Genomic DNA, 15020 nt, shown 5'->3' with positions numbered 1-15020 from the left:
GTCTCGCCTCGCCCGCTCGACGACGGGCGCTTTCGCTCAGGACTCGGCGGCGACGGCGTCGCGCACGGCGGCGAGGCCGCGGAGGGTCTCGGCGAACGAGGTCGACAGGGGAGACAGGCCGATGCGGAGCCCGCCCGGGTCGCGGTAGTCGGGGATCACGTCCTGCTCCCACAGTCGTGCGGTCACCGCGCGCATGGCCGGATGCGAGAGCGTCACATGCCCACCGCGCAGCGCCGGGTCGCGCGGCGAGGCGACCGTCACGCCGAGCGGCGACAGCAGCTCGTCGGCGATGCGAACGGCGTACTCGGTCAGCGCGATCGACTTGTCGCGGATCGCGGCGATGCCGGCCTCCTCGATGAGGGCGAGGGTGTCCTGCATGGCCAGCATCCCGACGATGGGCGGCGTGCCCGAGAGGAACCGCCGCATGCCCTCGGCCGGGACGTACGACGGACCCATCGCGAAGACGTCCCCCGCTCCCATCCATCCCTGGATCGGCTGCGCGAGCGACGCCTGGTGGCGCGCCGCGACATACGCGAACGCCGGGGACCCCGGTCCGCCGTTGAGGTACTTGTACGTGCAGCCGACCGCCACGTCGATGTCCCACTCGTCGGCTTCGACCGGCACGGCGCCGGCGGAATGACACAGGTCCCACACGATGAGCGCACCGGCCTCGTGGGCGATGCCGGTGAGCGTCGCGGCATCCGCGAGGTATCCGGAGCGGTAGGCGACGTGGCTCAGCAGGACGACCGCCGTCGCCGGTCCCACCGCGGCGCGCAGTCGATCGGCTTCGACGCCCGACGTCACATCGACGTCGATCCAGCGCACCCGGCCACCGCGCTCGGCAGCGATCCCCTCGACGAGGTAGCGATCGGTGGGGAAGTTGTCGCGATCCACGACGATCTCGACGCGGGCCGGATCGGCGGCGCGCTGCGCATCGAACGCGGCACGCACCAGCTTGTACAGCAGCACCGTCGTCGAGTCGCCGATGACCGTCTGCCCCGCGGCCGCGCCGATGGCCGCCCGCCCGATCGCGTCGCCGATCTCGAACGGCAGCTGCATCCACGACTCGTCCCATCCGCGGATGAGGCGCCCACCCCACTCGTCGCGCACGAAGGCGGCGAGCCGGTCGACGGTCGTCCGCGGCGGCCGGCCCAGCGAGTTGCCGTCGAAGTACACCAGCGGCGACTCGGCGCCGACGAAGGCATCCCGGTAGGCGCGCAGCGGGTCCGCGGCGTCGAGAGCGGATGCCTCGGCCTCGAGCCGTGACATCGAGCCGGTCCGGTGGTCAAGCGAGGTCATGGATGAGCTCCTCGGTGGGGACGACGGTCGCGCCCGCAAGCCATGCCGGGATGTCGTCGAGCTGCGTGGGCGGCGGCCCGGGCACGAAGGTCGACACGCCTGCGGGCGACTCGGCCAGGGGCCAGGGATCGGCCATGGCGGCGATCAGAGCGGGGCCCCGGACGCCGGCGGCGTCGAGCGCGGCGACCTCGTGCGCGTTCACGCCGACCGGCTGGTCGCCGTTGCCGAGGTCGGTCCCGTACAGCACGCGGCCGCCGGCGGCGGCGAAGCCGGCCAGGTTCAGGCGCGCGTTCTCGGCGGCGACCGGATCGTCGCGGTGGATCGCGAGGGTCGAGATCCAGATCTGTCCGGCCGCCACGGCCCGCGCGGTGAACCGCCGCCCGACCAGCCCGGTGAACGGCGTGTGCGCGAGCACCCCGACGCCGGCATCGAGTGCGCGCTGCGGCATCCCGTCACCCTCGACATGTGCGACGACCGGCAGGCCGCGCTCGTTCGCGCCGGCGACGACGGCGGCGAGCGTGTCGGGGTCGAGCACGGGACCGGCGACGGCGTTGAGCGCGACCTTGACGACGGACGCCCCGAAAGACGCCTGCTCATCGACGGCGGTCGCCGCGCCCCCGGGGACGCCGGGATGCCGCGACGGATCGCTGACCTCCCGGGTGATGTCGGACGGCGCCCACGCTCGGCCGACCGGGTAGCCGCCGACCGCGGTGAGGAATGCGCCGGCGTATGCCACGCGCGGAATGCCCTTCGATCGCCGTGCGAGGGCGACCGGGTCGCCACCGAGGTCGAGGACCGCGGCGATGCCGCCGACGGGGAGGCGCAGGTCGTCGATGAGGTGCAGGTGCACGTGGTGATCGGTCAGCGGCGGCAGCGAGACACCCTGCTCATGCGTGAGAGCACGATGGCAGAGAGCGGCGTGCGGCCCGACGAGGGCGTGCAGCGCGCCGGCCACGTCCGTGACGGGCGCACCCGGTGTCTCATGCGGCATCAGAGCTCGGTCCTGACGGCGTACAGCTCGGGGAAGAACGTCAGCTCGAGGGCACGCTGGAGGAACGGCACCCCGCTGGAGCCGCCTGTGCCCGACTTCTGCCCGATGATGCGCTCGACGGTCTTCAGATGCCGGAACCGCCACAGCTGGAAGTTGTCCTCCAGGTCGACCAGCTCCTCGCACGTCTCGTACGCCGCCCAGTGCGTCTGCGGGTCGCGGTAGACGTCGACGAAGACGGGGACGAGCTCGGGCGTGAAGGTCCACGCCCGAGTGACGTCGCGCTCGAGCACCTCGACCGGGATCGGATAGCCGGAACGGGCCAGCAGCCGGAGGAACTCGTCGTAGAGACTGGGCTCCTCGAACGCCTCGCGGACGAGGTCGCTCGCGACAGGGTCGGACGCGAAGACCCGCAGCATGCCGGCGTTCTTGTTGCCCAGCCGGAACTCGACCGCCCGGTACTGGGCGGACTGGAAGCCGCTGGCGTGGCCGAGGACGCCGCGGAACTCGGCGTACTCGGCCGGGGTCAGCGTGGCGAGAACCGACCACTGCTCGGTCAGCGTCTTCTGGATGTGCTTGACCCGCGCGATGCACTTCAGCGCCGGCGCGAGCTGATCCTCGCGCAGCATGCGGCACGCCGCAGCCAGCTCGTGCAGCACGAGCTTCAGCCACAGCTCGGTGGTCTGGTGCTGCACGATGAACAGCAGCTCGTCGTGGTGCTCCGGGTCGCTGAGCGGATGCTGCGCCGAGAGCAGCGTGCCGAGCTCCAGGTAGCCGCCGTAGCTCATGCGGTCGGCGAAGTCCGTCACGACCGTGCCCTCGATGGCCCGGGTGTTGCGTTCGACGCTCACGGCCTCAGCCTATTTCGGCGGCGCCGTTTCGTCGCGGGGTGCGGCGTTCCGGTCGAGCCGTGTATGCCGCGCTCGTCCGGGCGCGAGACCTCACTGATGTCGTCGGACGGGCGTCTCCCACAGGGGGTGTGCTGTTTCGCAGGAGCGCTTCCGCGTGGTTCTCCTGCGCGAGCCGGCATCTCCTGTGGGGGATGCCGCGGCGCGAAGCGCTGCGCAGGAGATGTGCGCTGCCACAGGATCGTTCCCGCTCGGATCTCCTGCGCAAGGCGACATGTCCTGCTCGAGAGGCGGCGGATGACCGAGCCGAAGTCCTCGCCACTGATGGGGTGGGCGAAACTCCGAGCGGCTCAGAGCAGCGAGAGCTCGCGGAGCTTGGCCTCGACCTGCGCGTTCGAGGGCTCGACATGGTGCGATGAGTCCGGGTACACCACGACGGGGATGTTCGTGCGGCCGGAGATGTCGCGTGCGACATCCGCGGCGGCCGGGTCGGCGACGAGGTCCACATAGGTGTACGACACGCCCAGCTCGTCGAGCTGGCGCTTCGTGCGGACGCAGTCACGGCACCAGTCCGCGCCGAACATCGTGATGGTCGAGGAGGAAGTCATGCCTCCATCCTTCCCCAGGAATACGACTCCGGGCGCCGGATCGCGGCATCCCTCAGCGACGTCCCAGGCCGCGATACGTCCAGCCCGCCGCGCGCCAGCGCACCGGGTCGTAGCTGTTGCGCGCGTCCACGACGTTCGGCGTGGCGACGAGGGGCCGGACCGCCTCGGGGTCGAGATAGCGGTACTCGTCCCACTCCGTGACGAGCACCATGACGTCCGCGCCCGAGACGGTGTCCTCGAACGACTCGCGGTAGTCCAGCTGCGGATGCCGCGCGCGGGCGTTGTCGATGGCGGCGGGGTCGGTGACGCGCACGTCGGCGCCGAGGCCCTTCAGGCGCACCGCGACGTCGAGCGCGGGGGAGTCCCGCACGTCGTCGGAGTGCGGCTTGAAGGCCAGCCCGAGGACGGCGACCACCTTGTCGACCGGCTGACCGTCCAGCGCGTCGACGACGTGGTCGACGACCCGCTGGCGGCGGCGCAGGTTGATCGCGTCGACCTCCTTCAGGAACGCCACGGAATCCGCGCGGCCCAGCTCCTCGGCGCGCGCGGTGAAGGCGCGGATGTCCTTGGGGAGGCATCCGCCGCCGAAGCCGACGCCCGCGCCGAGGAATCGGCGGCCGATGCGGTCGTCGTGTCCGATGGCGTCGGCCAGCTGCACGACGTCGGCGCCGGTCACCTCGGCGATCTCGGCCATCGCGTTGATGAACGAGATCTTCGTCGCCAGGAACGCATTGGCGGCGACCTTGACCAGCTCGGCCGTGGCGAAGTCGGTGACGATGAGCGGCGTGTCCAGGGCGAGGACCGGCCCGTACGCCTCGCGCAGCAGGCCCTCGGCGACCGCGGCCTGCTCGGGCTCCGGCGGCAGGCCGAACACCAGCCGGTCCGGCGTGAGGGAGTCCTTGACGGCCCATCCTTCGCGGAGGAACTCGGGATTCCACGCGAGCACCGCGCCGGTCCCCGCGGCGGCCACGGTGTCCGCGAGCCGCGACGCCGTGCCGACGGGTACGGTCGACTTGCCGGCGATGACCTCGCCGGCTGAGGTGTGCGGCAGCAGGGCCGCGATCGCCGCGTCGACGAAGGTGAGGTCGGCCGCCGTGCCGCCGCGCGCCTGGGGGGTGCCCACGGCGAGGAAGTGGACGCAGCTGCCCGCGGCATCCGCCATCTCGGTGGAGAACCGCAGCCGGCCGCTCTCGACGTGCGTCGCGAGCAGCTCGGGAAGCCCGGGTTCGAAGAAGGGCGCCTCGCCGCGGGTCAGCGCCGCGATCTTGCTCTCGTCGACGTCGATCCCGACGACGTCATGGCCCAGCTCGGCCATCGCCGCGGCGTGCACGGCCCCCAGATAGCCGCACCCGATGACAGAGACCCGCATGCTTCTTCCCCTCGCTCGGTGTCCTCGTACATCATGGCGGTTCCCCCTGCGCGCGCAACGTCCCCGGCAGCGTGCGCGGCATCGGGTTCGCCCCACCCGAAGCGGGCGTGCGACGATGAATGTGCCGGCTCCCCGATGCCAGCGGAGGTCCCCCATCGAACTGTCGCTCATCGTACCGACATACAACGAGGCGCCCAACGTCGCGGAGCTCGTGCGCAGGATCGCGTCCGCGATCGACGGCATCGACGCCGAGATCGTGTTCGTCGACGACAGCACGGACGCGACGCCCGACGTGGTGCGCGAGGTGGCGGTGACCGCGGCGCTCCCCGTGCGGCTGATCCATCGCCCCCGCGCGACCGGCGGGCTCGGCGGCGCCGTCCTCGAGGGACTGGCGGCGGCGGAGGCCGACGTCTGCGTCGTGCTCGACGGCGACCTCCAGCATCCGCCGGAGAAGATCCCCGAGATGCTGCAGCGGCACGCGCGGGGCGACGTCGACCTCGTCATCGGGTCCCGCTATGCCGGCGGCGGCACCGCTCACGGGCTCGCCGACCGCACGCGCGTGATGGTGTCGAAGCTGTCGACGCTGGTGACCAAGGCGATGTTCCCGGTGCGGCTGCGCGAGGTCTCCGACCCGATGACCGGGTTCTTCCTCGTCGATCGCCGCGCCCTCGACCTGACGAGCATCACCCCGCGCGGCTTCAAGATCCTGCTCGAGCTGCTCGCGCGCAAGAGCCTGCGGGTCGCCGAGATCCCGTTCGACTTCGGCGACCGGCACGCCGGAGAGTCGAAGGCGTCGCTGCGCCAGGGTCTGCACTTCCTGATGCAGCTGGCGGCGCTGCGCTTCGGCAAGATGTCGCTGTTCGCGGTGGTGGGCGCGCTCGGCGCCGTGGTCAACGTCGCGATCGTGTGGGCCCTCACTGCGCTGGGCGTGGGTTACGTGATCGCCGCGATCATCGCCGCCGAGGTGACGATCGTCGGCAACTTCGTGCTGATCGAGCGCTTCGTGTTCAACGAGATGCGCGGGGCGGCTTCCCGCGGCTGGGTGCGGTTCGCCAAGTCCTTCACCTTCAACAACGTCGAGGCGCTCGTGCGCATCCCGGTGCTCGCGCTCATGGTGGAGAGCTGGCACATCTCCGCGGTCCTCGCCACCGCCATCACCCTCGCCGTGGCCTTCCTGGTGCGGTTCGTCTTCCACTCGCTCGTGGTCTACGCGCCGCGCAAGCCGGGTGTGCAGCCGAGCTCGGCCCGCCGCTTCGTCGACGAGCTGGACGCCCAGGCCACCGCCCCCGGCGAGCTGTAGCCGGGACCCGGCGCAGGCATCGGTCGATCGCGCCGAATCCGCCCTAGCCGGAGGGCGCTTCGCACGCTAGTGTGCACAGCAACGTCGCGGGCACCGCAGGGGTGCAAGGGTGCTCGCGCCGTCGACACACCGACCATTGGGGGATGGGCTGTGGGGCTGAACCGTCTGCTGTCGATCGATCGCGGCGCAACGCGAGCACTGCGCAACGCGGGCCTTCAAGGGGAGGTGCTGCGCGGCGCGCGCGTCCGGCTCAACGGCGATGTCGCCGGCGGCGGGCGGCTGGTGCTCGGCGCCGTGTGGGGCGACTCACGCGTGTACCTGCCGGGCGAGCTGACCGTCGCGAAGGGCGGGACGCTCACCGTCCGCGACACGTTCCACATCTTCACCGGCTGCCGCGTGATCGTCGATACGGATGCTCACCTGGAGATCGCGGGCGGATCGCAGAGCGGCATGAACATCGGCGCGCGCATCTCGTGCTTCTCGAACATCACCCTGGGCAAGAACGTCGCCATTGCCGACGATGTGATCATCCGCGACAGCGACAACCACCTCGTCAGAGGCGGCGCCGGCGTCGTGACGGCCCCGATCCACATCGGCGACAACGTGTGGATCGGCACGCGCGCCGTGATCCTCAAGGGCGTGACGATCGGCGACGGCGCCGTCGTAGCGGCGGGAGCCGTCGTGACCAAGGACGTGCCGCCGCGGTCGCTCGTGGCCGGCGTGCCGGCGTCGGTCCGGCGGAGCGATGTCAAGTGGGAGCCGTGATCGGACAGCCGGCTCACGCAGTACGGAGCGACAGCGCGTCGTCCGCCTCGATGTAGCGCTCACCGGTGTCGGGGCAGACCCAATCGCCGTCCTCGTCCTGTGTCAGGGGCTTGCCTGCCCGACCGACCCATCCGACGCGACGCGCCGGAACGCCGACGACGAGAGCGTGCGCCGGCACGTCCTTGGTCACCACGGCGCCAGCGGCGACCAGGGCCCATTCGCCGACCGTGACGGGGGCGATGCAGACGGCGCGCGCGCCGATCGACGCCCCGCGGCCGATCGTCACGCCGACCGCGTGCCAGTCGTCGGCGCTCTTGAGGCTGCCGTCCGGGTTCGCCGCCCGGGGGAACTCGTCGTTGGTCAGCACCGCCGCCGGGCCGATGAAGACGCCGTCGCCCAGCCGCGCCGGCTCGTAGACGAGGGCGTAGTTCTGGACCTTGCACGCGTCGCCGAGCACGACGTCCGGTCCGATGTAGGCGCCGCGCCCGATGTTGCAGTCGGCGCCGAGCTGCGCGCCCTCTCGAACCTGGGCCAGGTGCCAGACGCGCGTCCGCGGGCCGAGCTGAGCGGATTCGGCGACGTCGGCGCTGGGCTGGACGACGGGTGCGTCGGACATGGGGGCCTCCTCGAGGCGGATGGCGAACGGGATGACATCTCTATGATGAACGCGGGGAGGCGGGGAACGTGACTCGATACGGCGTCGTGGGGGCGGGCATCGTCGGACTCGCGATCGCGCGTGCGCTCGCAGTGCGCGGCGCGGACGTGGTGGTGTTCGACAAAGAGGATCGGGTCGCCGCGCATCAGACCGGGCACAACTCGGGTGTGGTGCACGCGGGCATCTACTACGCCCCCGGATCCCTGAAGGCCGAGCTGTGCGCGCGCGGCCGCGTCGCGATCCGGGACTTCTGCCTGGAGCGCGGACTGCCCTATCGCGAGCTGGGCAAACTCGTCGTGGCGGTCGACGAGACGGAGCTGCCGGCGCTCGCCGCTCTCGAGGAACGCGCGATCGCCAATGGCGTTCCGGGTCTCACGAGGGTCGACCGCTCCGGGATCCGCGACGTCGAGCCCGCCGCCGCCGGGGTGGCAGCCCTGCACTCGCCGCACACCGCCGTCGTCGACTACACCGCGATCGCGGAGGCGATGGCCGACGACGTCCGCAAGGCCGGAGGCGAGGTCCTTCTCGGGGCCGAGGTCACCGCCATCCGCATCGAGCCGGCCGGGGTCGTCACCGTATCGCCCGCCGCGACGCGCACCGTCGATCGCCTCATCGTGTGCGCGGGCCTGCAGTCCGATGCGGTGGCGGCGCTCGTCGGAGCCGATCCGTCACCGCGCATCCTGCCGTTCCGCGGCGAGTACTGGGAGCTCGATCCGGCGAGGGCCGACCTTGTGCGCGGAATGATCTACCCCGTGCCCGACCCGCGGTTCCCGTTCCTCGGCGTGCACTTCACCCGAGGGTTCGACGACCACGTCCATGTGGGGCCCAACGCGGTGCCGGCCCTCGCTCGAGAGGGGTATCGGTGGCGCGACGTGTCGGTACGCGACACGTGGGGTTCGCTCACCTGGCCGGGTGCGTGGCCGCTGGCACGCCAGCACTGGCGCATGGGGATCCACGAGACGTGGGGCTCGCTGTCGAAGTCGGCGTACTTCCGCCGCGCCCGCCGATTCGTCCCCGACCTGCAGCCTCGCGACCTCACGCGGAAGACGGCGGCCGGCGTACGGGCGCAGGCGTGGGCGCGGGACGGGTCGCTGCTGGACGACTTCGCGATCGACACCGTGGGCCCGGTGACGGTCCTGCGCAATGCGCCGTCGCCGGCGGCGACGTCGTCGATCGCGATCGCCGATCATCTGCTGGCGCGCGTCTCCTGAGTTCCCCGCGAAGGCGCGCATGCCGCCCTTGCGTAAACCTTGAGACTTCGCGGTTCCGCTCAGGCATCCTTCGTGGCTAGACTCATGCCCGGGGATCACTGCGCTCGCCGTCCTGGGGAAACTGGACGCGAACCGCAGCTCTGACCGTGAAGGGGTTCACGGTCGACGCGTGCCCGCTGCCTGAGCGGGGATTTGGGGAATCATGACGAACGTCATCTGGGGATCGGGCGCTCCCGCGCGCCGTCGTGCACGCTGGGTCGCCCTCGTCGCGGTCGCGACGCTCATCGTCACCGCCTTCATCGCCTTCCAGCCTCCCGCTCGCGCCGCCGCCGCGAGCCCGTGCGGCCCGGACATCAACGCGATCGTCTGCGAGAACCAGAAGCCGGGCACCTCGCCGGCGGAGTGGGACGTCGAGGGTGCCGGTGACCCCTCGATCCAGGGGTTCGCCACCGACATCTCGGTCAACGCCGGCCAGCGGATCGACTTCAAGATCGACACGGATGCCTCGAAGTACAGCATCCGCATCTATCGCACGGGCTGGTACCAGGGCCTGGGGGCGCGCTACATCACCACCGTTCAACCGTCGGTGACGCTCCCGCAGAACCAGCCGGAGTGCAAGGACGACGAGGTGACCGAGATCTACGACTGCGGCACGTGGGCGGTCTCGGCGTCGTGGAACGTCCCGGCGGATGCCGTCTCCGGCGTCTACGTCGCCCGGCTGATCCGCGAGGACACCGGCGGCGACAGCCACATCATCTTCATCGTCCGCAAGGACGGCAACACCTCCGACGTGCTGTTCCAGACGTCGGACCCGACGTGGCACGCCTACAACAAGTACGGCGGATCGAACTTCTACCAGGGGGCCGCCAACGGTCGCGCCTACAAGGTCAGCTACAACCGCCCTTTCGCCACCCGCGGGGGCGTCGAGGCGCGCGACTTCTACTTCAGCTCCGAGTACGCCACCGTCCGGTTCCTCGAGCGCAACGGCTATGACATGAGCTACATCGCCGGCGTCGACACCGACCGGCGCGGTCATGAGCTGCTGAACCATAAGGTGTTCCTGTCGGTCGGTCACGATGAGTACTGGTCCGGCGCGCAGCGCGCCAACATCGAGGCCGCCCGTGACGCCGGCGTGAACCTGCAGTTCCTGACCGGCAACGAGGGGTACTGGCGCACCCGGTACGAACCCTCCGTCGACGGCTCGAACACGGCCTACCGCACCCTCGTGTCCTACAAGGAAACGTGGGGCGACTGGTGGACGCGCGGCGGAGCCAAGATCGACACCACGAGCCCCGAGTGGACCGGAACGTGGCGCGATCCCCGCTTCGCCGGACCCGCGCAGGGTGGAACGCTGCCGGAGAACGCCCTGATGGGCACCATGTACATGGTCAACCACGTCGACCTTCCCGTGACCGTCTCGGCGGAGGAGGGGAAGTACCGATTGTGGCGTCACACCGGTCTCGGGGACGCGCCGTCGGGCACGACGACCAAGCTCGCCGCCCACACCGTCGGCTACGAGTCCAACGAGGTCGTCGACAACGGGTACACGCCCGGAGGCCTCATCCGCCTCTCCACCACCACGGGGCCGACGGCCGAGTACCTCGTCGACTACGGCAACACCGTGGTGCCGGGCAACACCCGGCATCACGTCACGCTCTACCGGGCGGCCAGCGGCGCCCTGGTGTTCTCGGCCGCCAGCGTGCAATGGGGCTGGGGCCTCGACGCGACGCACGACGGCAACGGCGCGCCCGCCGACCCGCGCATGCAGCAGGCTCAGGTGAATCTGCTCGCAGACATGGGCGCGCAGCCGGGGTCGCTCATGAGCGGACTCGTGGCAGCCACCAAGAGCACCGACTCGACGGCGCCGACGACGACGATCACGTCGCACCAGGCCGGCGCCACGATCGCGAACGGCGCCCGCGTCACGCTCGCCGGCACGGCCTCCGACGTGGGGGGACGTGTCGCGGGTGTCGAGGTGTCGACGGACAACGGCCGCACCTGGCGCCCGGCGACGGGCACGAACACCTGGACGTACTCGTATGTGCAGCAGGGAAGCGGCGCGACCTCCGTGCGCGTGCGCGCGATCGACGACAGCGCCAACACCGACCCGCAGGGCACCGTCCTGCCCGTGACCGTGACGGGTCCGTACTCGGCGTTCGGCGAGACCGTCCCCGCGATCGCCTCGGCGAACGACACCCAGGCGGTGGAGCTCGGTCTGCGGTTCACGCCGGAGTCCGACGGCTTCGTCGCGGGCGTGCGCTTCTACAAGGGCGCGGCGAACACCGGCACCCACACCGGCTCGCTGTGGGATGCGGCCGGCAATCGCCTCGCCACCGTGCAGTTCGGGAACGAGACCGCCCAGGGCTGGCAGACCGCGCAGTTCCTGCAGCCGGTCGAGGTCTTCGCCGGGCAGCAGTACACCGTGTCGTACACCGCGCCGAACGGCGGCTACGCGATCCAGACGCGCTACTGGCCGTATCAGGCGCGCTGGTCGTCGCCGGTGACGACGTCCTCCGAGGTCGGCGCGAAGGCGGCCGGCGTCTTCGGTGCTCCCGGCACGCGTCCCACCTCGACGTCGCAGGAGTCCAACTACTTCGTCGACGTGGTCTTCACCGGCTCCGACACGTCGCCTCTGCGGATCAGCGCCCGCTCTCCCGAGGCGGGAATGACGAGCGTCGGTCTGCAAGAGCCCGTCACCGCCACGTTCACGCGCGCCGCCGATCCCGCGAGCGTGTCGATCACGGTGACCGCCCAAGGCGGAGGAGCCGTGAACGGCGTCGTCTCGTACGATGCCGCGACGCGGACCGCCCGCTTCGCGCCGGCGACCGCCTATGCACCCAGCACGACCTACGACGTCGCCATTCAGGCGACCGACGCACAGGGCGTTGCGCTCGCGGCGGATTCCGGCTGGCGCTTCACGACCCAAGCGCAGGATCTGCCCGAGGGAACCTGCCCGTGCAGCCTGTTCAGCGAGTCACGGCGGCCCGCCATCGCATCGGATGCCGACACGTCTCGCGTGACGCTGGGCGTGGGCTTCACGTCGTCGCTCGAGGGATCGGTGACGGCCCTGAAGTTCTACAAGTCCGCGGCCAACAACGGACCGCACGTCGGCACGCTGTGGGACCCGACCGGACGCGAGGCGGCCACTGTCACCTTCCCCGCCGGGGCGACGTCGGGATGGCAGGTGGCGCAGCTGGACACCCCCGTGACGGTGAAGCCCGGTGAACGGTGGGTCGTCTCGTACGTCGCGCCCACGGGACGCTACTCGGTGACACCCGGCACGTTCTCGTCGACCTACACACGCGGGCCGCTCACGGTGGCCGCCGGCGGAGCCGTGTACACGTACGGCAGCGGCCAGCCCACGCAGTCGTCCACGACGGACTACGGCGTCGACCTGGTGTTCGAGACGGCTCCGGCAGCTCCCACCGTCGTCGAGCAGACGCCGAGCCCGGGTGCGACGGGAGTCGCCGCGACGGTGCGTCCGAAGGTGAGATTCAGCGCGCCGATCGCCGGCGACTTCACCGGTACGGTCACCGCCGACGGTGCCGCTGTCGCAGGGACGTGGAGCACCGGCGACGGCTCGACCTCGGCGACCTTCACGCCCACGGCGAACTTCCCCGCGGGTGCGCAGGTCGTGGTCCGGCTGACCGGCCTCAAGGGCGCCGACGGCGTTCCCGCCGCGGACGTCGAGTGGTCCTTCCGCATCGCGGGAGCCACGGAGCCGACGACGCTGTTCGGCAACGCCACGCCCGCCGCGACGGAACCCGGGTCCTGGTCCGTCGAACTCGGCATGGCCTTCCAGACATCCGTCCCGGGCGAAGTGACCGCCATCCGGTTCTACAAGGCGGTGGGCAACGGCGGGACGCACACGGGATCGCTGTGGGATGCCGCGGGCCGGCGGATCGCACAGGTCACCTTCGCGGGCGAGACCGCGAGCGGCTGGCAGCGTGCACCGCTGTCGTCCCCGGTCGACCTCGTGCCCGGCGAGGTGTACACGGTGTCGTACTACGCACCGCAGGGGAAGTACTCCTACACCTCGCGCGGGTTCGCGTCGCCGGTCACGAGCGGCCCTCTCACCGCCATTGCGCCCCAGAACGGCCGCTACGTCTACGGCACAGGCGGCGTCGCTCCGACCGAGGTGTGGAACTCGACGAACTACTTCGTCGATGTGGAGTTCCAGGCATCGGACGGCGGGAGTACGCCGGCTCTCGCCGTGGAGGCGACAGCACCGCAGCGGGATGCCACTGCCGTGCCCACCGACGCCACCGTCACCGCGACGGTCAACCGCGACCCCGCTCCGCAGCAGGTGACGCTCGCGCTCGCCGGTCCCTCGGGCGCCGTCGCAGGCAGCTCGGCGTACGACGCACAGGCCCGTCGAGTCAGCTTCGATCCCAACGCTTCCCTCGCAGCCGCCACGAGGTACACCGCGACGGTGCTCGTCGACGGCCTCGCCCTCGACAGCTGGTCGTTCACCACCGCCGAGCCGCCCGCGAGCAGCAACGTGCAGAACCTGTTCGGGACGTCGACACCGGCCGTGGCATCCGTCACGGATCGGGTCCCGGTGGAGCTGGGGACGGTGTTCCAGGTCAGCAAGACCGGCATGGTCACCGCGCTGCGCTTCTACAAGGGCCCCGGGAATGACGGTCCGCACCGGGGAACGCTGTGGGGCCCGGATGGCGCGCGCATGGCGGAGGTCCAGTTCGCGCCCACGTCGGGCACCGGGTGGCAGCGGGCTGCGCTGAGCCAGCGGGTCGAGGTGAAGCCCGGCCAGACGTACACCGTCTCGTACTTCTCGCCGGGCGGCGGCTACTCGTACACGAGAGGGTACTTCTCCACCGCGAAGGTGTCCGGCGACATCACCGGTCCGGCGGTGTCGAACGGCCGGTTCTTCTACGGGCCGAACGGGGGCCGGCCGGTCGACTCGTGGAACGCCTCGGCGTACTTCGTCGACGTCGAGATCGACTTCGGCACCGCTTCCTCCGCGACGGCGACGCCGACTCCGACGCCGACCGCGACGGCGACGCCGACTCCGACGCCGACCGCGACGGCGACGCCGACTCCGACGCCCACCGCGACGGCGACGCCCACGCCGACGCCGACTCCGACGCCCACCGCGACGGCGACGCCGACGCCGACGCCGACACCCACTCCGACGCCGACACCCACCGCGGCGCCGACGCCGACCCCGGTCGGTCTCAGCTCGGTCTCGCCGGCGCGCAACGCGGTCGACGTCGCCCCCACCACCACCGTCGCGGCCACCTTCGCCGAGGATCAGCCCGCGGCGGCGATCACCGTGGCCGGTCCGAGCGGGAGTGTGCCCGGCACGACCGAGTACGAGCCGACGACCAGAACCGTGACGTTCACGCCCACCGAGCCGCTGGCGTGGTCCGCGGAGTACCGGGTCACCGTCACCGTCCCGGACCGGGAGGTCACCGACGGCACGTGGTCGTTCACGACGGCGGCGGAACCTGCGACCCTCACCGCGGAGACGATCTTCGGCGACGCCGTTCCGCAGAACGCCGCGTGGAACGATCCGAACGGCGTGCAGGTGGCGACCCGCTTCTTCGTGGACGTGGCGGGGGAGGCCACCGGCGTGCGGTTCTACAAGGGCACCGCCAACACCGGCGAGCACACCGGCTACCTGTGGCGCGACGGCCAGAAACTCGCCGAGGTGTTGTTCCTCGGAGAGAACGCCGAGGGCTGGCAGACCGCGCGGTTCAACACTCCGGTGGCGCTGGAGCCGGGTGTGGAGTACCGCGTCGGGCTCTACAGCACCACCGGGCGCTATGCGGTCGACCTCGGCACGCTCGCGCAGGAGACGACCGTCGGGCACTTCAGGCTTCCGGCCAACGGCAGCGCCTTCACGTACTCGCGAGGCTTCCCCGACACCGTGGCGACGCACAACTACTGGGTGGACATCCTGTTCACGCCGCAGAACTGACCGTAACCCGCGCATAGCAGACGTACGCCCGCGTCA

Annotated in this window: 10 protein-coding genes; 4 read left to right on the top strand and 6 right to left on the bottom strand. The window is 71.1% G+C overall.

What is annotated here, in order from left to right:
* Positions 1 to 36: 36 nt before the first annotated feature.
* The 5 genes from AC5RVZ_RS12050 to AC5RVZ_RS12030 all read right to left on the bottom strand — a co-directional run bounded on the left by AC5RVZ_RS12050 (position 37) and on the right by AC5RVZ_RS12030 (position 5112).
* The gene (locus tag AC5RVZ_RS12050) at positions 37 to 1299 is read right to left on the bottom strand and encodes a kynureninase (protein ID WP_494065993.1); all 1263 of its coding nucleotides are present in this window, start codon (positions 1297 to 1299) and stop codon (positions 37 to 39) included.
* On the bottom strand, positions 1286 to 2290 hold the full coding sequence (locus AC5RVZ_RS12045) for a hypothetical protein (RefSeq protein WP_494065992.1): 1005 nt from the start codon (positions 2288 to 2290) through the stop codon (positions 1286 to 1288). The genes AC5RVZ_RS12050 and AC5RVZ_RS12045 overlap by 14 nt, the downstream gene beginning before the upstream one ends.
* Positions 2290 to 3138: a tryptophan 2,3-dioxygenase gene (gene kynA, locus AC5RVZ_RS12040; RefSeq protein WP_494065991.1), complete on the bottom strand. Its 849-nt coding sequence runs from the start codon at positions 3136 to 3138 to the stop codon at positions 2290 to 2292. Before kynA ends, AC5RVZ_RS12045 begins: the two co-directional genes overlap by 1 nt.
* Positions 3139 to 3485: 347 nt before the next feature.
* Entirely contained in the window at positions 3486 to 3743 is a 258-nt protein-coding gene (locus tag AC5RVZ_RS12035) for a glutaredoxin domain-containing protein (protein ID WP_494065990.1), read from the bottom strand.
* 52 nt (positions 3744 to 3795) lie between these two features.
* Positions 3796 to 5112, bottom strand: coding sequence for a UDP-glucose dehydrogenase family protein (locus AC5RVZ_RS12030; protein WP_494065989.1), 1317 nt, complete (start codon positions 5110 to 5112; stop codon positions 3796 to 3798).
* Between the two features lie 115 nt (positions 5113 to 5227).
* Between AC5RVZ_RS12030 and AC5RVZ_RS12025 the strand changes: the two genes are divergently transcribed.
* On the top strand, positions 5228 to 6412 hold the full coding sequence (locus AC5RVZ_RS12025) for a glycosyltransferase (protein WP_494065988.1): 1185 nt from the start codon (positions 5228 to 5230) through the stop codon (positions 6410 to 6412).
* 150 nt (positions 6413 to 6562) lie between these two features.
* A complete protein-coding gene (locus tag AC5RVZ_RS12020) occupies positions 6563 to 7177 on the top strand; it encodes an acyltransferase (RefSeq protein WP_494065987.1) in 615 nt (204 codons plus the stop codon).
* A gap of 13 nt (positions 7178 to 7190) precedes the next feature.
* Here AC5RVZ_RS12020 and AC5RVZ_RS12015 read toward each other — a convergent pair whose 3' ends face one another.
* Positions 7191 to 7793 (bottom strand): acyltransferase, encoded by a 603-nt coding sequence (locus tag AC5RVZ_RS12015; protein WP_494065986.1) that lies wholly within the window; start codon positions 7791 to 7793, stop codon positions 7191 to 7193.
* Positions 7794 to 7861: 68 nt separating this feature from the next.
* Between AC5RVZ_RS12015 and lhgO the strand changes: the two genes are divergently transcribed.
* The gene (lhgO, locus tag AC5RVZ_RS12010; RefSeq protein WP_494065985.1) at positions 7862 to 9043 is read left to right on the top strand and encodes an L-2-hydroxyglutarate oxidase; all 1182 of its coding nucleotides are present in this window, start codon (positions 7862 to 7864) and stop codon (positions 9041 to 9043) included.
* Positions 9044 to 9245: 202 nt separating this feature from the next.
* A complete protein-coding gene (locus tag AC5RVZ_RS12005; protein WP_494065984.1) occupies positions 9246 to 14984 on the top strand; it encodes a DUF4082 domain-containing protein in 5739 nt (1912 codons plus the stop codon).
* Positions 14985 to 15020 lie beyond the last annotated feature (36 nt).

Source organism: Arthrobacter sp. Cza30, from assembly GCF_059090765.1.
The sequence above is the reverse complement of the archived record's forward strand: the minus strand, read 5'-3'. Positions and strand labels throughout refer to the sequence as shown.